This window comes from Prauserella sp. PE36 (assembly GCF_003311655.1).
Classification (GTDB): domain Bacteria; phylum Actinomycetota; class Actinomycetes; order Mycobacteriales; family Pseudonocardiaceae; genus Prauserella_A; species Prauserella_A endophytica.
In genome coordinates this window covers 202,173-223,352 of sequence record NZ_QEQT01000082.1, presented here as the reverse complement: position 1 = coordinate 223,352, position 21,180 = coordinate 202,173, and the positions used below count along the sequence as shown (strand labels likewise).

Sequence of the window (21,180 nt, the reverse complement as noted above, 5' to 3'; positions counted from 1 at the left end):
GTCCCCGTCCACGGTGGCATCCGGAGGCCCCCATGAGCAATCTCGACGCCGACCTCGGCTCCTTCCGCACGTTCGGTGAGAACGTCGCGAGCCTGCGGGAGGGGCTCCAGGACTACCTTGGTGCCGAGTCCGCGCTGCTGCTGGGCGGCAGCGACGGCCAGTTCAGCACCGGGCTGTTCCCGCCGGGGAGGGAAGCGGAGAACGCCACCAGGTGGAGCGCGGAGGAAGCGCAGCTGTTCCTTGGGGACGCCATGCAGAACCTGACGGTGCTGTCCTCGGTCGCGCACATCATCGCCGATCTCTACGGCACTGGTGACGCGATGGGAGCGGTGAGTCTCAACGCGATCAAGTTCGCCTTCGACGCACCGGGCGCGACCAGGCCCGCGGGGCTGCCGTCGCACATCGACGGCACCACCGTGGAGGAGCTGTACGACCAGCAGCCCGCGGCGGGCGCCTCCGACGGCGGAGGGCAGGCGCCGGGCTCCGAATCCGGCTCCACCCCCGACCAGCGGGAGTACACGACACATGAGTCCTACCCGCACGCGGGCCTGACCCACACGCAGCACGTCACCGAGATCCGCGACGAGAACGGCGCACTGGTGGGGCGCACCATCGAACACGAGTACCACCACCGCGACGGCACCGTCGAGATGCACACCGAGCGGCAGGACGCGGACGGCAACAGCGAGACCTCGGGGCACCGCACGATCACGCCACAGCCCGACGCGGTCACGCCGGACGACTGGATCGCGCTGGCGGAGGCACAGGAGCAGGAGGCCCGGGAACAGGCTCCGGGTCTCTGATCGGGCCTGCGGGCAGACGGGGGGAGGACACATGTCCGGCGAGGACTACTACGGGGCGAACCTGCCGCACGGCGGCCCGAACGGGCCCGGCCACTACATCACGGGTGATGAGGGCGGCGACGCCGCCGCCAACTGGCATCCGTCGATCATGGGCGGGCCGCCGCCGGCCAGCGCGCGACAGCTCGAGATCGGTGTCGCCGAGGGCGCCCGCGGCGACACGATCGAAGCCATCAACCTCGAGCTCATGGGCGAGCAGCCCGGCAACGTCGACGATCGCGCCGGCCAGTTCAGCAAGCTCGCGAGCGCGCTGTCCACCCTGAGCAGCGATCTGCGCACCCAGACCGACGGGCTCGACGCCAACTGGGAGTCGCCCTCGGCGAAGGCCGCGTTCCTCCTCCGGGTCGGGACCACGCTGGTGTACCTGGACCAATGGCAGGAGTCGGCCAGTGACACCGCCGGCGCCCTGCGCGGGCTCGCCGGTGTGATGCGTGAGAAGCAGGAGGAGATGGCCACCCTCTGGGAGGAGTACCAGACGGCGCTGGAGAACTCCAAACCCGACGGCACTCCTTACCTCGCCGCCAAGGACGGCGGAACCCACACCGACATCAACAGCAAGCCCACCGAGTCGGAGACCAAGGACAAGTACAACGAGAAGGCCCGGGAGCTCGCCCGCGAGGCAGCGGACGCCTATCTGCCCTACACGCAACGGATCGCGGGCGCCCGTGGACCGAAGATGACGCCGCTCGACGGGGTCTTCCATCCGGGGGCGTTCGGGCTGCCGAACCTGCCGGGTGGCCCGCCCGGGGGTGCTCCCGGCGCGCCGCCGGGGTTCGGCGCGGCGCCGCCGCCCGGTTTCGGTGGTGCACCGACGGGAGCCACCGCCGCACCGCCACCGGTCGCCACCTTCGCGATGGCCGCACCCCCGCCCGCGCCTTCGCCAGCGCTCGCCGGTGCGCCTGCGCCTGCGCCTGTGCCCGAGGGGACGCCACCGCCGGGGTTCACCGGCGCGGAGGCTCCTCCGGCAGGCGAGGTGGCTCCGCCGCCCACCGGCCCTGACCCGGCGCCGCTATCCGCACAGGGGCTCACCGGCCCCGGTCTGGCGGGACTCACCGCGATGCCGCCACCGGGCAGCGGCCTCACGCCTCCGGCCGCCCGTCCCGGCTTCTTCACGCCGCGTCCCGCCGCGCCACCCGGGTTCGGCACGGGATCCAGCGGGGCGCCGAACCTCGGAGTGCTCCGCTCGCCGGGGTTGCTGAACTCGCCGAGGTTTCCCGGCGGGACCTCGCTCGCGGGGCCGCCGGGCAGCACGATCGGCGCACCGCCCGGCGCGGGACTTCCCCCCGGCGCGGGACTTCCGCCCGGCACGGGACTTCCCCCCGGTACCGGGATGCCACCGGCCGGCCAGCAGCCGGGCCGCCAGTCCCGGCAGTCGCCGCAAGACGGCCGGTCCGCGCCCGGTGACCCCGGCACGCCCGCGCTGCCGCCGGGAACGCCCGGCACGGCACCACCGGGAACCCGGCAGTCCACTTCGGACGAACAGGACACCACACGCCACCGGCAGGACGCGTTCCTGTCTCCTCCCGGGGTGGCGGCGCCGCCCGTGCTCGGAGGGCAGGACCGCAAACGCACGCGGCCGGGTGGCCTCGCCGAGGCGCCCGCGGCCGCGGGTACCGCGCCCGGCACCGCCGCTGCGCCACCGGTGCTCGTCAACCAGCGGCTGGCCTCCCCGCGCCGCAGCTACACCGAGCAACGCGCCGAACGCAGGGCCGCCCAGCGGCGACGAGAGCTCGACCGCCGCCGCACCACGCCCGCGTCGGAGTTCGCCACGGGGCTGCCCGGCGACGTCCCTTCGGTCCTCGCCGGGCGCACCGCGGACGCCCCGGAGCAGCCGCAGCACGCGGTCGAGGTTCCCGCCGCACTGCGCCGGTCCGGCGCACCGGCACCCGCAGGGCAGCCGGCCGTCCAGGCCGACCGCACGGACCGTCGCGTCACCGACGAGCCACGGCACCAGGGTCCGGTGACCGACGAGAGCGCCTGGGAGGTCTCGACACCGGGTGGACCGGTGGTCGCCGGAGCGGATCGCCCGGCCCCCGCACGACCCGACACCGCACCGGTGCTCGGGAAGCAGTAGCGGGCGGCAGCGGCTTCGATGCGGGTGCTGATCGTCGAGGACGACGACGCTGTGGTCGGCGCGCTGTCGGCCGTCCTGCTGCACCACGGGTACGAGATCCGGGTGGCGCGAACGGCGGCCGAGGCGCTCGCCGCGGTCGACGACACGCTCGACGTCGTGCTGCTGGACCTGGGGCTGCCCGACCGGGACGGCACGCACGTCTGCAAGCGCATCCGGACGGCCACGGACGCCGCGCTGCTCATCGTCACCGCCCGCGATGACCTGCGGTCCCGGGTGCAGGGCCTCGACCTCGGCGCAGACGACTACATCGTCAAGCCGTACGACTCGCGGGAACTGCTCGCCCGGCTCAACGCCGTCGTCCGCAGGCGCACCGCGGGGCGGGCCGTGTTCCCGGAGCCCGCACCCGACGCGCAGCCGTGCCGCGTCAAGGTCGACCTGAGACGCCGCGAGGCGACGGTCGACGGCCGCTCCGTCCGCCTGACCCGGCTCGAGTTCGACATCCTGGCGTTGCTCGCCCGCAGCCCCGGTGTCGTCATGCGCTACGAGCAGATCATCAGCGAGCTGTGGGGAACGTCATGGCGCGGTGCCCAGCGGACGCTCCAGGTGCACATCGCGTCGGTGCGCGGCAAGCTGGCGCCCGCCGACAGCATCGAGACGGTGCGTGGCATCGGGTACCGGCTCCGGACCGGGTGAGCCCCGGTGCGAGCGAGGTTGCGCGCCGTACTCGTGCTGCTCATGGCCGCCGTCGTCACCGCGCTGTCGGCGCCGCTGGCCGCCAGCCGGATCGACGTCGAACAGCAGACCATGCTCACCGACCGGCGCGACGACGCCCGCAGGCTGGTCTCCATGGCCGAGGCCGCGACGACCGGCGCCGACCGGATCTCGCTGCTCACCGATTTCCGGCGCTACGAACAGGTCCACGGCGTGCGGGTCGCGCTGTTCGATCTCACACCCGCGGTCCGCCTCGCATCGAGCGACACGGCCCGCTGGGCGGATCCGGACGTCCGCGAGCACGTGGCGATGGCGCTCAGCGGGCACCGGGACGTCACCGGCACCCGCATCCTGCCGTGGCAGTCGAGAGATCTCGTCGTGGCCGAGCCGGTGACCCGCGACGGCGACGTGCTCGGCGCTCTGGTCACCCTCTCGCCCACCCAGCACCTCCGTCACACGGGCGGGGTCGTGGTCGGTGTGGTGGCCGTGGCGGCGCTGCTGACGCTCGCCTGCTGCGTGGCGGTGGCCTCGCGCATCGCGTCGTGGGTGCTGCGGCCGATCGGGCTGCTCGACCGCGCCGCGCACGAGTTCGGCTCGGGCAGGCTCACGGCCAGGGTCGTCGGGGAGAGCGGGCCGCCCGAGCTGCGCAGGCTCGCCGCGTCGTTCAACGACATGGCCACGCGGGTCGAGGCCGCGATCGACCGGCAGCGGCGGTTCGTCGCCGACGCCTCCCACCAGCTGCGCAATCCCCTGGGGGCACTGCAGCTCCGCATCGACCAGCTGGAGTTCGCACTGCGGCCCGGCCACGAGGAGGATCACGAACACGTGCGAACGGAGGCCAAGCGACTCGGCCACATCCTCGACGACCTGCTGCGGCTCGCGCGCGCCGACGCCAGCGCGGGCGAGCCCGCGCTCGTCGAGGTGAGCGCCATCGTCGACGAGCGGTTGCTCGCCTGGGCGCCGCTCGCGAGGAACCGGCGGATCACGGTGACCGGCGGCCCGCACGACCCGGCGTACGCGTGGTTCGAGCCGACCGCGCTGAGCACGTCACTGGACGTGGTGCTGGACAACGCGTTGAAGTTCACGCCCCGAGGGGGCGCGGTCTCGATCCGGATCCGGCGTGACGACGACGAGCTGGCGATCGCCGTCAGCGACACCGGTCCCGGTCTGGAGCGCGACGAGCTGGCCAGGGTGACCGACCGGTTCTGGCGCAGCCCCCGGCACCAGAACGTCGCGGGAACCGGCCTCGGGCTCAGCATCGCGTCGGAGCTGCTCCGCCAGCACGGTGGCCGGGTGGAGGTGGAGCCGACCGAACGGGGCGGGCTCACCGTACGGCTGGTGCTCAGGGCCGCCGATCACGGCTTGATCGTCCGGTAGTAGGCGAGCGCGCCCGGATGCAACGGCACGGGATCGGTGAAGATCGCGGTCCGCGGGCTCGGCGAGCGCGCGACCGGCACCGCATCCCCCAGCGCGCGGCTGCGCTCGAACAACAGCCTGGTCACCCACGCGACCACGGTGGGATCGGCGTCGGCGCGCACGAGCAGGTAGTTGGGCACCGCGAGCGTGCGCGTCTGCGGCACGTCCGCGTAGGTGCCGCCCGGCACGGTCGCCACCCGGTAGCCGGCGCTGCCGTGGGTGGCGCGCATCGACGCGGCCTCGTTGCCAAGTGGCAGCAACCGGATCGGCAGCTCGGCGGCGAGCGCGGACACCGCGCCCGTCGGCAGGCCGCCCGACCAGAAGAAGGCGTCGACCTCGCCGCGCAGCATCGCGGCCGCGGAATCGCCCAGCCCGAGAAAGACCGGCCGGATCTCACTCATGGAGAGGCCGGCCAGCTCCAGCAGTCGTTCCGCGATGAGCTCCGTCCCGCTTTCGGCAGAGCCGACCGACACGGTGCGGCCGCGCAGATCGCCGAGCTCGCGCGCGGGCGACGACGCGGGCACCACGACGTGCAGGTAGTCGTCGTAGAGCCGGCCGATCGCCCGCAACGAGACCGTGGGCACGTCGGGCGGCAGCCCGGTCTCCGTCACCGCGTCGGCCGCGCTGAACGCGAGGTCGCCCGTTCCCTCCACCAGCGCGCGCAGGTTCTCCACCGATCCCTGCGTCGCCACCACCCGCGCGCGCACACCGGTGGCGGCTGCGAGCTCCCGCGCGATGGCCAGCCCGTACGAGTAGTAGACCCCGCCGGTCGAACCCGAGACGATGACGATCCGGCGCACCGGGCCGCCGTCTTCCGTGGCCGTGGACGCCGCTGGCAGCAGGCCCAGCAGCAGCACGCCGAGCAGCGCGAGTGTTCTCCGTGATCGCCGACAAGGTCGCAAAGCTCAAGATTCCTCAAGAAGACTGCGTGAACCTGACCACGCCCCGTAGCTTTTCGTTGTCGCGCAAGAAAAGGAGGACCTGGAAATGCCAGCGACCGGCGCGGGAAGCCAACTGCCCGTTCGGCTTCCCAGGCCGCGCGGCGATCGCGACGGCGCGATGGTCCACTGTGTCCCGTGCACGGCCGTCCCGTCCGCTGGTTCGTTTCGGCCTTCCAGGTTTCCGGCTGAGCGGCGGCCGGAATGAGGTGCCCCCACGTTAATCCCCCGGCGTGGGGGCACCTCGTGTCCCATCGCCCCGCCTCACCGCGGACCGGGCCGGCCGAGCGCGCGCTGCTCGGCGCCTCCCGGATTGGTCCAGACGTACCTGACGCCCGTACCGGCGTCCAGCGCGAGCATGTCGTCCTGGAGCAGCTGCAGGGCGTGCGCGTCCCGGTCGGCGAGCCCTCGGGCCGCCACGACGGCGCCCGCCTCGTCGGGCGTCAGCCGCTGGGTCAGCAGCACGTCGGCGGCACGGACCGCAGGCAACCGCGCGGGGGTGAGCCGCCGGCACACCAGCAACCGGGTCTGCCACGGCGGTTCCCCGGCGGGCGCTGGCTGCGCCTCGCCTGCGTCGTCCAGGTCGTCCACCCGCAGCAGCGGGGCGTCGGCGGAGGCCACCGTGCCCAGCGGCGAACCGGGTGGGAGCACCGCGACGCGGTCGGTGCGGCCCGTCGCCCACTGTCCGAGATGCCGCCAGGCGGCGTACCGGCCGGTCAACACCACCGCCCTCGCCCCGAACCCGAGCGAGCGGAAGACCACGAGCTTGGCGGCCCAGAGCCCGCCGAGCAGGACGACCGACGACGGGCGCGGGCCGAACATCTGCAACGGAACGGGCGCACCCGCCTGGTCGCTGCCGAGCGGCAGGCCCACCGACCGGGCGGTGAGCTGCACGCGGTCCAGTTCGTCCGCCGGCGCCAGGTGCCTGCCGATGTGCAGCCTGCTGAGGCCACGATGCCGGCGAGTCCGCCACTCCGGCCGGGTCCGCGGCTCGCGCCGCGTGCCGTCACCGGCCGGGGGTGGAGCTGGTGGGACCGTCGGCGTGGCCAGTGGCCTCGCGGCAGCCTGCGGCACGGGCAGCGCCTGCGCTGACGCGCTCGCCGTGGCCTCCCCCGTGGACTCCGCCAGTGCGGGTTCCCGTGCGACGGACGCCGCGACGAGCTGCTCACCGTGGACGGCCTGCTGCGGCCGGGCACCCCCGGGCACGGTCATCGCGCACCGCCTCCGCTCGGCACGGTGGCGTACACCGCGGGGGCGTGCTCACCGTCGAGCCGGAACAGCCGCCCGCCCAGGTTCTCGGCGAGCTGCTGCGCGTTCGCGCACGCCGCCTCGTAGGACGAGCTCGGCGCGGCAAGGCGCAGCAGGCACCGCAGGCCGGTGCCGTCGTGCCCCGGCTCCAGCAGGAACGTCAGGCTGGTCTGCGACGCGGGCAGGTCCCGCAACGCCGCCAGCAGCGCCGTGCCCCGTTCCGGATCGGGCCAGGACTCGAGCCAGAAGCATCCGTGCCGCACCTCGTCCACCTGCCATGCCTCCCAACGTTCCTCGATGTTCGCTGGGGCGCCGGTACCCAGCCCGCAGGAGCGGACGAGCGCGTCGAGCAGTTCGTCCGCGCTGAGCAGCCGCGTGCCGAGTCCTCGCCTGCGCAGCACCCGCGCGGCCCGCCGGGTCAGCTCGGCCAGCACCGCCGGAACGTCAACCCGCACGTCGGTGTCGTCGACCACCGAGTCGGCCACGGCGCCCGCGTCCAGCCGCACCGCCACCCAGAGCGCGCCGTCCGGTGGCCCGGCGTGCGCGACGACCTGCAGCACGGCGCCGGACTGCTCCGCGTCGGTGACGAGCCTGGCCAGCGCGGCGAGCGGCAACGGGGGCCGGGTTCGGTCGTCGGGAGCGGGCACCACCTCGAGCGCGGTGAACCAGCCCGCGCCGTCACTGCCCATGCCGAGTGGGACACCCCCGGGTCCGTCGATGTTCTCCACCACCAGATCGGGCACGAGCTCCCGGACCGACGACAGGCGCGCGTCGTCGGCGCCGCATCCGGAGGCGCCGCGCCGCGCGCGATAGCGCCACCACAGCCGCACGTGCTCGCTCAACCAGCGACCGCGGTGACGGCCGAACGTCACGACGACGGCGAGTACGCCGACCACGGCACCGGTGATGGCAGCCCACAACTCCTGGACCACGACCACGAAGATCGCCACCTGGACGACCTCGAACACCAGCAGCCTGCCCACGCCGGCCGGGCCGACCCGGCCCCGCCGCCCGCGCGGGCGGAACCACGGCTGCCTGCGCGCCGGCGGCGTCCGCGTGCTTCTCACCACTCAGCTGACGATAACCACACGGCGCCAGCCTCCCCCGTAGTCGATCCGCACCCCTCGCAAGCCGCGGCCCGCGCCACGCCGCTGACCTGCGCTTAGCCGCGCCGCTACGGGTGCCGCGGCACCCCGGTGCCGGTCAGTGCACCGCGCGAACCTCTAGTCAGCCAGAAATACGGGGGCACTTGGAGGGAACCACTGGTGTCCGCACCGCAGATCGACAACACCTCACCGAAGGGGTACGGCCCGCATTCCGACCTGGTCGGGACCTACCTCAACGGCATCAAACGGACTCAGCTGCTCACCCGTGAGCAGGAGGCCGAACTGGCGCAGCGCATCGAGGCCGGCCTGTTCGCCGAGCAACTGCTCGCCGAGGGCACCGACCGGTACGACCACGCCGACCTGCGCGCCATCGCCGACATCGGCAAGGCCGCGAAGAAGGAGCTGCTCGAAGCGAACCTGCGGCTGGTCGTCAGCATCGCCAAGCGCTACACCGGCCGTGGCCTGGCACTGCTCGACCTGATCCAGGAGGGCAACATCGGGCTCATCCGGGCGGTCGAGAAGTTCGACCACACCCCGGGGTTCAAGTTCTCCACCTACGCCACGTGGTGGATCCGGCAGGCGATAAGCCGCGCGCTGGGCGAGCAGAGCCGCACGATCCGCATCCCGGCGCGTGTGCTGGACCGGGTCCAGCGGGTGACGAGGACGCGAAGGGCGCTGGCGGCGGAGCTGGGCTACGACCCGACTCACGCCGAGATCGCGCGGGACCTCGAGATCCCGGTGTCCGAGGTGATCGAGCTGCTCTCCTACGACTGCGAGCCGATCAGCCTCGACCAGACCGTCGGCGACCAGGGCGACCGTCCACTGTGGGAGATCCTGCGCCAGCCGGACAACCCGGACGACGACGAGGGAGCAGGGCGCGCGCTGCGCGGCGAGATCGACACGGTGCTCGCGACCCTCACGCCGAGGGAGCAGGAGGTGATCCGCCTCCGGTTCGGCCTCGACGGCGGGCGCGAGCGCACGTTCGAGGAGGTCGGCCGTGTCTGCGGCGTCACCCGCGAGCGGGCACGCCAGATCGAGAAGCGCACCATGCTGAAACTGCGCGACCCCGAGGTGTCCGGGAGCCTGCTCACCTACGCCTCGTAGAGCCCCGTGCCCGGCCGGCCGACGGCCTCTCGCCGGCCGGGCACGGATCCACGGCGAACCACCGGCCGGGTTCAGTCAGACCCGGCGGCCTCGGCGGCCTCGGCGAGCCGGTCGAGCGAGGCGCGAAGGCGGTCCTCGGTCGTCGCCCGGGCCCTGGCGAAGCGGTTCTCGTCGGTCAGCCGGGACCAGTCGTACGTGTGGGTCACCCGAGTGCGTCCCGCGTCGAGCGGCTCCAGCTCCCACCGCCAGAGGTGCCCCGGCGGTTCCTTCCCCTGCTCGGACGGCAGCCACGCGATGCGCCGCCCCTCCTCGAACTCGACGACGCGGTTCGCCCGCACGCCGCCATTGCTCAGCGTCATGGTGAACACGTCGCCGGTGCCGCGCACGCGCTGGCCCTGCGGCGCCTCGGCGAGATTGTCGTTGCCGTCCCACCCCGGCTGCCGCGCGGGATCGGCGATCAGCTCGAAGATCCGCTCCGCGCCTGCGGCGATCTCGCGGTGAGCGGTCACCACGGTCGGCGTTTCGGAATTGTCGGTCACCGCCTGATTGAACCATCCGGGCGCCCCGTGCGGGCGGCGTGGCAGCCGAGGATCAGGCCGCCCGCGCCCACCCGGCAGCCCGCTCCCGGGTGTTCCGCAGCCATGATCGAGTCCGCGTCGTTTGCCGCACGCGTAGAGCCCCGGCACACGAGCCCGTCGCCCATCGCGAACCGCCTGCCACGCGGGTAGCGGAGCCGGTCGGCGGCCCGCGCACCTCGAGGCGGGACGGCCATGACACGGAAGCCGTGTTGACGGCCGCCGCGGTCTGGCCGGGCCGCACCGGCTGAGGCGGGACGCTCCACTGCCCGAGGGGTAGGGACGGGACGCAGGGCGGGCGTCTACCGTCGGTACCGGCCTTGTCAGCGTCGCCGGTTCGAAGGGTTCTCCGTGCTCGTACTGCGTTCGATCGCCCTGTTCGTGCTGGCCGCACTAGCCGAGATCGGAGGCGCGTGGCTGGTGTGGCAGGGCGTCCGGGAACACCGTGGCTGGATCTGGATCGGCGCGGGAGTGATCGCGCTGGGCGTCTACGGGTTCGTCGCCACGTTGCAGCCGGACGCCCACTTCGGGCGAATCCTCGCCGCCTACGGCGGGGTGTTCGTCGCCGGGTCGCTGGCGTGGGGCATGGTCGCCGACGGCTACCGCCCCGACCGGTTCGACGTCATCGGTGCCCTCATCTGCCTGGCCGGGGTCGCGGTGATCATGTACGCCCCGCGCGGGTGAACGCCCGTGGCACGGCAAGCACGCCCAGCGAGCGGCGGCGCGCTCGCCGGGGAGCCCGGCCGCTCAGTCCTGGGGAAGCCAGCCTTCGGCGCGGGCGAACTCGACGGCGGCCCGGATGAAGGCACGCGCTGCCGGGCTGGGCGGCTGTCTCCAGAGGATGTCGAGGTCAGCCGGTAGCGCCTGCTGGAGCGGGAGGCAGACGAGCCCTTTCGGTAGGTGATCACCGAGCGATCGGGGGAGGAACATGAAGCCGCCGTCGCGGAGGTGGACGTTGAGGTTTCGGAGTCCGGGCAAGGGGTTCTCCCAGATGTCGAACGTCTCGCCGGTGCTGTGCAGGGCCGCGAGCGCCGCGTCGTGGTAACGAGGCGCGAAACTACGGGGGAAGAATCGCAGCGTCTGCCCGCGCAGGTCGGTGAGTGACACGCTGTCCTCACCGGCCAGCGGATGACCGGCTCCGACGACGATCGCGAATCGGTCCCGGCGCAACCCCCTGGTGCGGCAGGACCGCGGCACGGACACGAACCGCCCGATCACCACATCCAGCCGGCCTTCGTCCAGGGCGGCCGTGAGCTCCGTGTCCCAGGCCTCGTGGGCGTCGACCACGATCCCGGCGTGGTGGTCGCGCAGGAACGCCACCAGGGCCGGCATCTCGCTGAACGCCGTGGTCAGCGTGTACCCGACGCGGACGGTGTCGTAGTGGGCGTCGCCCTCGGCGCGGACGTCCCGCACGAGCTGGTCCGTGGCGGCGAGGATCTCCTTGGCCGAGGCCACGAACACCTCACCGGCGCTGGTCAGCCGGGTCGGCCGCCGGTGAAACAGCTCGACGCCCAGCTCTCGCTCCAGCTCCCGGATCTGGCGGCTCAACGGCGGCTGCGTCATGTGCAGCCGGGCCGCCGCGGCCTCGAAACTCCCCGCCTCGGAGATCGCGATCACGTACCTCATCAACCGCAGCTCGACCGCCATACCCGCAGAGTATCCCGGCGGTCCCAACAGGTGTGGCAGCCGACGGTTCGTTCCTGCGAGGCTCGGATCGAGCGCCGATGCGACAAAAAGGAGCGGTCGACGTGCACCGAAACCCCACCGGAAAGTCCCCTGTCTCCCGCCGCCGCGTGCTTGGCGCGGCGGCGGCGGGCACAGCTCTCACGGCGCTCGGCCGAGCGCCCTCCGCGCAGGCCCGGCCGGCACCGGCCGACCGGCACGACGACCTGATCAGGAAGCCGGTCCCGGGCAGTGGTGAGCTGCTGAGTGCCATCGGGCTCGGCACGTTCATGACGTTCGACACCGCGCCGGGGGCGCGCCGCGCTCACCTCCGCGAGGTGCTGCGGCTCTACCACGAGAACGGCGGGCGAGTCGTCGACACCTCACCGCTCTACGGCGCCGCCGAGGACAATGTCGGCCACTTCGCCTCGTCCCTGCGGATCAAGGAGGACCTGTTCGTCACCAACAAGGTGTGGACCACCGGCGATTACCTGTGGGACGACAGCCTGGCGGCGCGCAGCCTGAGGAACTCGGTCGCGCGGCTGTCCGACGACGGCCGGATCGAGTTGATCCAGTGCCACAACCTCGTCAACGTCGACTGCCATGTTCCCCTCTTCCACGCGTGGAAGAAGGAGGGGCGGATCCGCTATCTCGGCGTGACGCACCACGATCTGTCGTACTACGACGCGCTCGCCCACTGGGTGGAGGTCGGCGACCTGGACTTCGTGCAGGTGCGCTACACGATGGCCACCCGGCTCGCCGAGGAGCGCATTCTGCCGGCCGCCGCCGACCGCGGCGTCGCGGTCCTGGTCTGCATGCCCCTCGAAAAGGGGCGGTTGCACCAGATCGTCCACGGCCTGCCGGTTCCCGGTTTCGCTCAGCGCATCGGAATCACGAGCTGGGCGGAGTACTTCCTCAAGTGGACGATCTCCCACCCCGCCGTCACGTGCGCGCTACCGGCCACCACGAACCCCGCTCATCTGCTGGAGAACGTCGCCGCGATGCGGGGCACGCTACCTGATCCCGACCTCCGCGAACGGATGTACGCGCACGTGAAGAACCTCCCCGGATTCGACCGGATCGAACGAATGCCGTGGTATCCGGGAAAGCGATTCGACGGACTGGTCTCCCGCGCTCAAGCGGAAATGCGCCGCCGAAGCCCGTGGTGGCCCTCGTAGGGATGGGGTTCTTTCTCATGACGCACCAGACGACCTTGGGACGTCGGCGGGCGCTCGCCATCAGCGGAGCCGCGGCGACCGGCATGGTACTGAACGTGCCCATGGCGCGGGCAGGGGTCACCGGGGCGGACGTCACGCGACCGGAGGGCGTCTCGCGCCGCAGGGTCGAGTTCCGTGCTCCCGACGGCGTCCGGCTCGTGGGCCACCTGCGGGTCCCGTCAGGAAAGCCAGGTCCCCGGCCCGCGATCGTGCTGTCCAACGCCATGACGTCGGTGAAGGAGCAGTCGGTCAACGCCGGCTACGCCCAGCGGCTCGCCGTCTCCGGTTTCGTCACGCTGGCCTTCGACCAGCGCGGGTTCGGCGAGAGCGGCGGCTCACCGCGCCTGCACGAGGACAACGGGAAACGGCTGGACGACCTGCACGTGGCGGTCAGCTACCTCACTTCCCTCGAGTCGCTTGTGGACCCGGAGCGGATCGGCGCGATGGGCGTGTCGATCGGCGGGGGCCTGGCGATGAACCTCGCCGCGTACGACCCGAGGGTCCGTGCCTTCGCCGCCATCTCGGCCGGGTTGCTCAACCCCGCACGCGCCCGAGAGCTGATGCCGGCCTATCCCGACCTGCTCGCCGAGCAGACCTCGCTGCTGCGGCGTTACCACCACACCGGGGAGCTCGACTACATCCCGGTCGTCCGCACTCCCGACGTCCCGCCGAGCCAGCCGGTGCTCTTCGACGACCCGATCGCCGCCGAATACTACGGAACCGCGCGCGGCGCGGCGCCGAACTGGCGCAACCGGGCCAGTGCCCTATCCCTGCGCACGATCCTGGTCGACGACACCCGCACCTCCAGCGACAACATCGGACGGAGCGCCGGCCTGCTGGTCGTCGGCGAGCGGGACGTGTCCACGCTGCCCGAGGACCATCAGGCGGTCTACGACCGGCTCACCGGCCCGAAACGGCTGGAGATCCTGCCCGGCGTGACGCACAACGATCTCTACGACCGGCCTCCCGTCGACACCGCGGCCGCGCTGGCCGCCGACTGGTTCACCACGCACCTCCACTGAAGGCACGACGGACATCAACCCCAGGGGTCGCTCAGCGCGGTTCGTCGATCACCGCGTCGACGTGCAGCGGACCGCTACGCCGAACGCACGAGCCGGGCTGCGCCCAGTGGTCGACTTCCGCACAGATCAACACGACTTTCGTTGACTTTCGCACGAAGCTGATCGTTCACTGTGGGCCACATGGTCATCGCGCACCGGAGCGCGGGCCGTGTTCTGCCAAGGAGGAACGCCCATGCGGCTGTTCGTCGCCCTGTTAGCCTCAGTAAGCGCTTTCACCTTCCTCGCCGCCCCCGCCACCGCGCAGTCCGACATCCCACCGCAGGAACCCGGAGTGACGCTGCGAGTGTTCGACGTGCAGGCGCCACTCACCGACTACTGCACGCTCAAACCCGGCCAGACCCCCAACATCGACAAGCTGATGCCGACGATCGACTGGCGCACCACTTCGGACTTCGGGATCGCCGACAGGTTCGTCTCCGAGGTCTCCGGCTACCTCCACGTCGCCACCGCCGGCCGCTACGACTTCCGGCTCACCAGCGACGACGGGGCCCGGTTGTTCCTCGGCGGAACCGAGGTCATCGACAACGGCGGCCGGCACGGGGCGACGCCGAAGGACGGCTGGATCGAACTGGCAGCGGGACACCATCCGCTGCGCATCGACCACTTCGACGCCGACTACGACCAGCGGCTCACGCTGGAGTGGCAGCCACCCGGAGCCGACGGCTTCACCGTCGTGCCCAACTCGGCACTGAGCACCGACGCCGACGTCACCCGCGTCACCTCGCCCGGCCGCAAGGAGTGCGAGGGGGTCACCGAGTCGCCGGGCGACGGGCTGCCGCTCGTCGGCGTGCACCCGAACTACACACTGACCGACCTGCGCCCCGAAGGCTTCGAGCCACAGGTCACCGGTATGGACTGGCTACCGGACGGGCGCCTGGCCATCTCCACGTGGGGCGGCGCCAGGGAGAGCGTGCTGGGCGAGGTGTACCTGCTCGACAACGTCACCGGCAACACCGACCCGTCGAAGGTCACCGTCAAGCGGGTCGCCGAGAACCTCCAGGAGCCGATGGGCATCTCCTACGTCGACGGCACCCTCTACGTGTCAGAGAAACACCAGCTGACCGCGCTCGTCGACACCACCGGCGACGAGGTCACCGACGAGTACCGCAGGATCGCGACCTGGCCGTTCGGCGGCAACTACCACGAGTTCGCGTTCGGTCTGTTGTACCGGAACGGGTACTTCTACGTCACCACGGGCATCGCGATGATCCCCGGTGGCCAGACCGCCGACCCGCAGCCCGTGCCCAACCGCGGCTCCACACTCAAGGTGAACAGGCGGACGGGCGAAGTGTCCTATGTGGCTGGTGGGTTGCGCACGCCCAACGGCCCAGGCTGGGGTCCGGAGGGCGACATCTTCGTCACCGACAACCAGGGCGCCTACCTGCCGACGTCGAAGCTGGTGCGGATCAAGCAGGACCGCTTCTTCAACCACTACACCAACCCGGACGGCCCGTTCGACGACCGGCCCGTGACAGAGCCCGTGCTCTGGCTGCCGCACGGCGAGATCTCCAACTCGCCGAGCAACCCGCTCGTGCTGCCCGAGGGCGTGTTCGCCGGGCAGCTGGTGTTCGGCGACGTCACCTACGGTGGCCTGCAGCGGGCCTATCTGGAGAAGGTCGGCGGCGAGTACCAGGGCGCGGTGTTCCGCATGACTCAGGGCCTGGAGGCCGGGGTGAACCGGATCTCCCTCGGCCCCGACGGTGCGATCTACGCGGGCGGCATCGGCTCGACGGGCAACTGGGGCCAGGAGGGCAAGCTCAAGTTCGGGCTGCAGAAACTCACCCCGAGCGGCGACAAGGCGTTCGACATCCGCACCATGCGCGCGATCGACGGCGGCTTCAAGATCGAGTACACCAGGCCGCTGTCCGCGGAGACCGCGCAGGACCTGGCGGCGAGGTACAACGCCGAGCAGTGGCGGTACGTGGCGACCCCGCAGTACGGCGGGCCGAAGGTCGACGAGGAGACCCTCGAGGTGACGTCGGCGCGGCTCTCCGGAGACCGCAAGACGGTGACACTGAAGCTCGCCGGCCTGAAGCCCGGCCGGGTGGTGTACGTGCACACCCCGCGTCCGTTCGCCGCGGAGTCGGGCGAACAGCTGTGGAGCACCGAGGCGTGGTACACGCTCAACCGCCTGTCCGACGGCTCGACGGCGCCACCGGAGTACGAGGCGGAGTCCGCCGCGCTGGCAGGCGGCACCGGGTTCAACACCAACCACACCGGCTACTCGGGCGCCGGTTTCGTCGACCGCAACTGGACGCCGGGCACCAGCACCACCTTCGCGGTGACGGCGGACCGCGGCGGCCGCCACGACGTCGCGCTGCGGTACGCCAACGGGACGAACCCCGACCATCCGCAGCCCGTCCCGAAGTCGATGAGCCTGTACGTCAACGGCACCAAGGTGAAACAGGTCTGGCTGGCCAACACCGGCGCCTGGAACAAGTGGGCGACCCACGTCGAGACGGTGCCGTTGCGGCCCGGCGCGAACACGATCGCCTTCGTCTACGAACCCACCGACGAGGGCCACGTGAACCTCGACAAGATCACCGTAACGCCGACGGAGCGCATCACCTTGTTCGACGGGGAGAACCTCGACGCCTGGGAGTCGGCCAGCGGCGGGCCGGCGACCTGGCCGGTGGCGAACGGATCGATGGAATCGCTGGGCGGGGACATCCGCACGAAGGAGAAGTTCGGCGACTTCCGGATGCACGTCGAGTGGTACCAGCCGCACTATCCGCCGGAGGTCACCGGGCAGGCGCGCGGCAACAGTGGGGTCTACATCCAGGAGCGATACGAGATCCAGGTGCTGGAGTCGTACGGGATCACCGCTCCGGCGCTCGACTCGGCCGGCGCGATCTACCTCAAGAAGGCCCCGGACGTCAACGCGGCGAAGCCGCCGGGCAGCTGGCAGACCTACGACATCGTCTTCCGGGCTGCCCGCTTCGACAGCGACGGCACCAAGATCGCGGACGCGCGCGTGACACTCTGGTGGAACGGGCGGCTGGTCCACGACGACGTCGCCATCGACGGCAAGACCGGCGCCGGTCAGGCCGAGGGTCCCACGCCGGGTCCGATCCGGCTGCAGGACCACCGGGACCCCGGCGAGAACCCGAGGTTCCGCTCCATCTGGATCGAGCGGCTCCAGGACAGGTCGTGAACCGAGGGCCGGTGGCGGCTTTTTCGCCACCGGCCCGCCTGCCCCGCCTCACTCCGGCGACGAGTCCATGGCACCGGGAGCGAAACAGGCGCGGTGGAGCGAACGGATCTCGTCCTCGAGCTCCGGAACCGGGCCTTCCACCACGGCGGCGGGCACGACCGTGGTGATCGGCAGAGCGGCGACCGGAGCGGGCGCCGCGCCCCACCGGGACAGCCATCCGCTCAGCTGGACGCTGGAGACCGCGTAGACGATGCGGCCCAGCCCGACCCAGCCGTGGCTCGCCGCGCACATCGGACAGTGCTCACCAGACGTGTAGACCACGGCCGCGGCACGTGCCTCCGGTGTGAGGTTCGCCGCGGCCCAGCGGGAGATCTCGAACTCGGGATGCCGGGTGGAGTCCCCGCCCCTGACCCGGTTGCGGTCCTCGAACAGCACCGAACCGGCACCGCTCACCAGGACCGACCCGAACGGTTCGTCCCCGTCATCCAGTGCTTCGCGGGCCAGCTCGACACAGCGGCGCAGGTGCCGCAGATCCGTCTCGCTAATCGCCATGTCCGAACTCCTTCTCCGATCGCCAGGCGTCGATGATGGCTCGCGCCCAGTCGGTGACGCGCTCGGGGAAGCCGTCGGCCGGGAACGTGCCGTCCCCGGCGACGTCGGCGATGGTGACATCGAAGGCCGTGGGCGGTGCGGTGAGCGGCGGCGCCGGCACGCCGGGGACGGTCCCGGCTCGTCGGGCGCCGCGGTTGCGGTGGCTGTTGGCGTTGCGGGCCCGCTCCGTGAGCCGGGTGACCGCGGCGAGACCTCCGTCGAGGTAGCTGTGCACCATCGCCCAGGGTCCGGACCTGGCGGTCTCGGGCAGGCGGCTGGGATGCTGGAGCAGGAAGCAGGCCACCGTCACGCCGTGGAGGGGACCCCAGGGCGGGCGCCGGGAGTGGTCGAGCGCGAGGACGGCGTCGAAGAGCTCCTGGCACGAGCGGGGCCCGGCAGGGGCTCCGCATTCGGGGCAGCGGGTCACCGGCACCTCCGTGGTATACCAGGACGCGCGGTGAGCAGAAGGGGAACATGTCGATCGAGATCCCCGGCTGGCGCCTGAAGGCCACCTTCAGCGCAGTGCCCGGCGAAGCAGCGGAGTGATCCGGTAGTCGACGAGCTGCCGCATGACCAGTGCCGTGTTGGTGCGTTCGACGCCGGGGATGGCGAGGATGCGCCCGGCGATGCGGTAGAGGTCGTCCGCGTCGCCGGCGACCACCTGGATCATCAGGTCGACCGGACCCGAGATGCCCTGCACCTGAAGCACCTCTGGCACGTCGGCGAGCGCGGCGGCGACCTCGTCCAGCAGGCGCTGGGTGACCTGTGCCGTGATGAACGCGGTCAGCGGGTAGCCCAGCGCGGCCGGGGCGATCCGGTGCTCGAAGGACTCCAGCGCGCCGTTCCGCTCCAGCCGGGCGAGCCGCGACTGCGCGGTGTTGCGGGAGATCCCGACGCGGTCCGCGACAGCGAGCGTGGTGGCCCGGGGATGCTCTGCCAGTTCGAGCAGGATCCGGGCGTCCACCGCGTCGACGGGGCCGTCATGGGGCATTGTGCTCGCCTCTCCCTCTCGTTCGGTCTCCGTGATTGAGCAGATTGCTCATTATCGGGGCGAAGTATTGAGCATCAGTCCAACAGGTTGTTTCACTGTGAGCAACCTGCACCCAGATCGAGGACGGCCAGTGATGACCAAGCCCGCCACCACCACACCCGGCACCGACGCCCTGCGCGCGGTGGAGGACCGGGTGTTGTGGCTGTCCAGCGCGATCATCCACCACGCCAACCGGGTCCGCCCCAATCCGTCTGGACTCAAGGTGGGCGGCCACCAGGCGTCGTCGGCGTCGATGGTCTCGATCATGACCGCGCTGTGGTTCAACCGCCTGCGCGCCGACGACCGGGTCTCGGTCAAGCCGCACGCCTCGCCCGTGCTGCACGCGATCAACTACCTCCTCGGCGAGCTGGACTCCTCGTACCTGTCGCGGCTGCGTGAGTTCGGCGGCCTGCAGAGCTATCCCAGCCGCACGAAGGATCCCGACCCGGCCGACTACTCCACCGGTTCGGTCGGCATCGGCGCCACCGCGCCGATCTGGGGCGCGGTGTCCCGCCGCTACGTCGACACCGCCTTCGGCGGCGCGGGCACCGGACGGCAGTACTCGCTGGTCGGCGACGCCGAGCTGGACGAGGGCGCCGTATGGGAGGCCGTGCTCGACCCCGGCGTCGCCGAGCTGGGCGAGATCGTGTGGATCGTCGACCTCAACCGCCAGTCGCTCGACCGGGTCGTGCCCAACATCGCCGCCGACAAGCTGCGCGGGATGTTCACCGCCGCGGGCTGGCAGGTCATCCAGCTCAAGTACGGCCGCCTGCTGGAGGGGCTGTTCGCGAAGCCGGGCGGCGCCGAGCTGCGGCAGCGCATCGACGCCATGACCAACCCCGAGTACCAGCGGTTGCTGCGCTGCGACGCCACCGAACTGCGTCGCAGGCTGCCCGGCGAGGGTCCCTCGGCCGCGGCGATCTCCGCGCTCGTCGCCGGGCTCGACGACACCACCCTGGTGGACGCGATCGCCAACCTCGGAGGCCACGACCTGGCCGCACTGGACGACGCGTTCGGCGCGATCGACGACACCCGGCCCACGGTGATCTTCGCCTACACCGTCAAGGGCTACGGCCTCGCCACCAAGGGCCATCCCCAGAACCACTCCGCCCTGCTCACCGACGCGCAGATGCGCGAGCTGGCCGACCGGGTCGGCGCCGACCCCGACGATCCGTGGCGCGCCTTCCCCGAGGGCAGCTCCGAGCACGAGCTGTGCCGGGCCACCGCGCGGCGCCTGCGCAGGCCGGAACTCCCCGCGGTCGCACCTCCGCCGGTGCCCACCGACTTCGGGCGCACACCCGCCGGCACCGCCACCACCCAGGCCGCACTCGGTCGCGCGCTGCTCGACCTCACCCGCGAAGCCCCCGGCGCCGCGCGCCGCGTCGTCACCGTCAGCCCCGACGTCAGCTCCACCACCAACTTGGGCGGCTGGGTCAACAAGGTCGGCGTCTGGTCGGTCCAGGAACGACAGGACTGGTTCGCCGACGACGCCGAAACCATCCTGCACTGGCGGGAGAAGCCCACCGGCCAGCACATCGAGCTCGGCATCGCCGAGGTCAACCTCGTCAGCCTGCTCGGCGAGCTCGGCGCGACCTGGAGCCGCTGGGGCCAGGCGCTGCTGCCCATCGGGGTGCTCTACGACCCGTTCGTCGAACGCGCCCTCGAACCCTGGTCCTACGGCATCTACGCGGGCGGGCAGTCCATCCTCATCGGCACCCCCTCCGGGGTGAGCCTCGCCCCCGAGGGCGGCGCGCACCAGTCGATCAAGACCCCCTCGATCGGCCTCGAACAACCAGGATGCGTGACCTACGAACCGGCCTTCGCCCTCGACGCCGAATGGACACTGCTCGCAGCGCTCGGCCGGCTCGGCAAGCCCGATGGCACCTCGGCCTACCTGCGGCTCTCCACGCGACCGGTCGACCAGACCCTCGCCGACGTGCCCGGTGACCCCGCCGCCAGGGAGCGCCGGCGCCGCCAGGTCGTCGCCGGCGCCTATCCCCTGCGCCGCACCATCGCCCCGAAGGTGACCATCGCGGCGATGGGCGCCGTGGTCCCGGAAGCGCTCGACGCCGCCGCCCGGCTCGACCAGATCGGAATCCCGGCGGACGTCGTGTGCGTGACCAGCCCCGATCTGCTCTACCGCGCCGTGCGCGCCCGGCAGGGCCACGAACAGGCCGACTCCTGGATCCTCGACCAGGCCTTCCCCGCCGACCGGGCCACGCCGCTGGTGACCGTCCTCGATGGACACCCGCACACGTTGTCCTTTTTGGCCACCATCAACCGCGTCGTCTCCACGACAGCTCTCGGCGTCACCCGATTCGGACAGTCCGGCTCGCTCGAGGACGTCTACCGCCACCACGGCCTCGACACCGACAGCGTCGTCCGAGCGGCCCTCGACGTCGCCTGCTGACT

18 protein-coding genes are annotated in these 21,180 nt (G+C 71.8%); 10 read left to right on the top strand and 8 right to left on the bottom strand.

Annotated features, from left to right (window positions below; translation table 11 throughout):
* Positions 1-32: 32 nt before the first annotated feature.
* Genes DI005_RS23480 through DI005_RS23465 form a run of 4 tightly spaced genes read left to right on the top strand, consistent with a single transcriptional unit; the run spans position 33 to position 5,022 of the window.
* Entirely contained in the window at positions 33-803 is a 771-nt protein-coding gene (locus tag DI005_RS23480; protein WP_112269686.1) for a hypothetical protein, read from the top strand.
* Between the two features lie 31 nt (positions 804-834).
* Positions 835-2,934 (top strand): WXG100 family type VII secretion target, encoded by a 2,100-nt coding sequence (locus DI005_RS23475; protein ID WP_113643548.1) that lies wholly within the window; start codon positions 835-837, stop codon positions 2,932-2,934.
* An 18-nt stretch (positions 2,935-2,952) separates the two neighbouring features.
* On the top strand, positions 2,953-3,627 hold the full coding sequence (locus tag DI005_RS23470) for a response regulator transcription factor (RefSeq protein WP_112269682.1): 675 nt from the start codon (positions 2,953-2,955) through the stop codon (positions 3,625-3,627).
* 6 nt (positions 3,628-3,633) lie between these two features.
* Positions 3,634-5,022 (top strand): HAMP domain-containing sensor histidine kinase, encoded by a 1,389-nt coding sequence (locus tag DI005_RS23465; RefSeq protein ID WP_147263908.1) that lies wholly within the window; start codon positions 3,634-3,636, stop codon positions 5,020-5,022.
* Here the strand turns inward: DI005_RS23465 and DI005_RS23460 are convergent.
* From DI005_RS23460 to DI005_RS23450, 3 genes are all read right to left on the bottom strand, one after another.
* On the bottom strand, positions 5,001-5,918 hold the full coding sequence (locus tag DI005_RS23460) for a TAXI family TRAP transporter solute-binding subunit (RefSeq protein WP_233520288.1): 918 nt from the start codon (positions 5,916-5,918) through the stop codon (positions 5,001-5,003). The genes DI005_RS23465 and DI005_RS23460 overlap by 22 nt on opposite strands.
* Before the next feature lie 345 nt (positions 5,919-6,263).
* Entirely contained in the window at positions 6,264-7,211 is a 948-nt protein-coding gene (locus tag DI005_RS23455; RefSeq protein ID WP_113643545.1) for a hypothetical protein, read from the bottom strand.
* Positions 7,208-8,317 (bottom strand): type VII secretion protein EccE, encoded by a 1,110-nt coding sequence (locus DI005_RS23450; RefSeq protein WP_228713652.1) that lies wholly within the window; start codon positions 8,315-8,317, stop codon positions 7,208-7,210. The genes DI005_RS23455 and DI005_RS23450 overlap by 4 nt, the downstream gene beginning before the upstream one ends.
* Positions 8,318-8,512: 195 nt before the next feature.
* Here DI005_RS23450 and DI005_RS23445 point away from each other — a divergent pair, with 195 nt between their 5' ends.
* Entirely contained in the window at positions 8,513-9,457 is a 945-nt protein-coding gene (locus DI005_RS23445; protein ID WP_228713650.1) for a sigma-70 family RNA polymerase sigma factor, read from the top strand.
* A gap of 71 nt (positions 9,458-9,528) precedes the next feature.
* On the opposite strand, the gene DI005_RS23440 is transcribed toward DI005_RS23445, so the two are convergent.
* Complete coding sequence (locus DI005_RS23440) at positions 9,529-9,996, bottom strand: SRPBCC family protein (RefSeq protein ID WP_112270606.1); 468 nt, start codon at positions 9,994-9,996, stop codon at positions 9,529-9,531.
* Between the two features lie 387 nt (positions 9,997-10,383).
* Here DI005_RS23440 and DI005_RS23430 point away from each other — a divergent pair, with 387 nt between their 5' ends.
* A complete protein-coding gene (locus DI005_RS23430; RefSeq protein ID WP_112269671.1) occupies positions 10,384-10,716 on the top strand; it encodes a YnfA family protein in 333 nt (110 codons plus the stop codon).
* A 63-nt stretch (positions 10,717-10,779) separates the two neighbouring features.
* On the opposite strand, the gene DI005_RS23425 is transcribed toward DI005_RS23430, so the two are convergent.
* Entirely contained in the window at positions 10,780-11,679 is a 900-nt protein-coding gene (locus DI005_RS23425) for a LysR family transcriptional regulator (RefSeq protein ID WP_113643544.1), read from the bottom strand.
* Positions 11,680-11,780: 101 nt separating this feature from the next.
* On the opposite strand from DI005_RS23425, the gene DI005_RS23420 reads away from it, so the two are divergent.
* The 3 genes from DI005_RS23420 to DI005_RS23410 all read left to right on the top strand — a co-directional run bounded on the left by DI005_RS23420 (position 11,781) and on the right by DI005_RS23410 (position 17,147).
* Positions 11,781-12,872 (top strand): aldo/keto reductase, encoded by a 1,092-nt coding sequence (locus DI005_RS23420; RefSeq protein ID WP_199543149.1) that lies wholly within the window; start codon positions 11,781-11,783, stop codon positions 12,870-12,872.
* A 17-nt stretch (positions 12,873-12,889) separates the two neighbouring features.
* The gene (locus DI005_RS23415; protein WP_158559891.1) at positions 12,890-13,933 is read left to right on the top strand and encodes an alpha/beta hydrolase; all 1,044 of its coding nucleotides are present in this window, start codon (positions 12,890-12,892) and stop codon (positions 13,931-13,933) included.
* Between the two features lie 232 nt (positions 13,934-14,165).
* Positions 14,166-17,147: a family 16 glycoside hydrolase gene (locus DI005_RS23410; RefSeq protein ID WP_113643541.1), complete on the top strand. Its 2,982-nt coding sequence runs from the start codon at positions 14,166-14,168 to the stop codon at positions 17,145-17,147.
* 48 nt (positions 17,148-17,195) lie between these two features.
* Here DI005_RS23410 and DI005_RS23405 read toward each other — a convergent pair whose 3' ends face one another.
* The 3 genes from DI005_RS23405 to DI005_RS23395 all read right to left on the bottom strand — a co-directional run bounded on the left by DI005_RS23405 (position 17,196) and on the right by DI005_RS23395 (position 18,729).
* Positions 17,196-17,699, bottom strand: a complete 504-nt coding sequence (locus tag DI005_RS23405) for a nucleoside deaminase (RefSeq protein ID WP_113643540.1) — start codon at positions 17,697-17,699, stop codon at positions 17,196-17,198.
* A complete protein-coding gene (locus tag DI005_RS23400) occupies positions 17,689-18,165 on the bottom strand; it encodes a DUF5946 family protein (RefSeq protein ID WP_112269659.1) in 477 nt (158 codons plus the stop codon). The genes DI005_RS23405 and DI005_RS23400 overlap by 11 nt, the downstream gene beginning before the upstream one ends.
* Positions 18,166-18,252: 87 nt before the next feature.
* Positions 18,253-18,729: an Lrp/AsnC family transcriptional regulator gene (locus DI005_RS23395; RefSeq protein WP_112269657.1), complete on the bottom strand. Its 477-nt coding sequence runs from the start codon at positions 18,727-18,729 to the stop codon at positions 18,253-18,255.
* Positions 18,730-18,862: 133 nt separating this feature from the next.
* On the opposite strand from DI005_RS23395, the gene DI005_RS23390 reads away from it, so the two are divergent.
* Entirely contained in the window at positions 18,863-21,178 is a 2,316-nt protein-coding gene (locus tag DI005_RS23390; protein WP_113643539.1) for a pyruvate dehydrogenase, read from the top strand.
* Positions 21,179-21,180: the final 2 nt, after the last annotated feature.

Bases quoted from the DNA above. Each gene is read 5' to 3' on its own strand.
- DI005_RS23480 (WP_112269686.1), top strand. From the start codon at position 33: ATGAGCAATCTCGACGCCGACCTCGGCTCCTTCCGCACGTTCGGTGAG.
- DI005_RS23475 (WP_113643548.1), top strand. From the start codon at position 835: ATGTCCGGCGAGGACTACTACGGGGCGAACCTGCCGCACGGCGGCCCG.
- DI005_RS23470 (WP_112269682.1), top strand. From the start codon at position 2,953: ATGCGGGTGCTGATCGTCGAGGACGACGACGCTGTGGTCGGCGCGCTG.
- DI005_RS23455 (WP_113643545.1), bottom strand. From the start codon at position 7,211: ATGACCGTGCCCGGGGGTGCCCGGCCGCAGCAGGCCGTCCACGGTGAG.
- DI005_RS23425 (WP_113643544.1), bottom strand. From the start codon at position 11,679: ATGGCGGTCGAGCTGCGGTTGATGAGGTACGTGATCGCGATCTCCGAG.
- DI005_RS23415 (WP_158559891.1), top strand. From the start codon at position 12,890: ATGACGCACCAGACGACCTTGGGACGTCGGCGGGCGCTCGCCATCAGC.
- DI005_RS23410 (WP_113643541.1), top strand. From the start codon at position 14,166: ATGCGGCTGTTCGTCGCCCTGTTAGCCTCAGTAAGCGCTTTCACCTTC.
- DI005_RS23405 (WP_113643540.1), bottom strand. From the start codon at position 17,699: ATGGCGATTAGCGAGACGGATCTGCGGCACCTGCGCCGCTGTGTCGAG.
- DI005_RS23395 (WP_112269657.1), bottom strand. From the start codon at position 18,729: ATGCCCCATGACGGCCCCGTCGACGCGGTGGACGCCCGGATCCTGCTC.
- DI005_RS23390 (WP_113643539.1), top strand. From the start codon at position 18,863: ATGACCAAGCCCGCCACCACCACACCCGGCACCGACGCCCTGCGCGCG.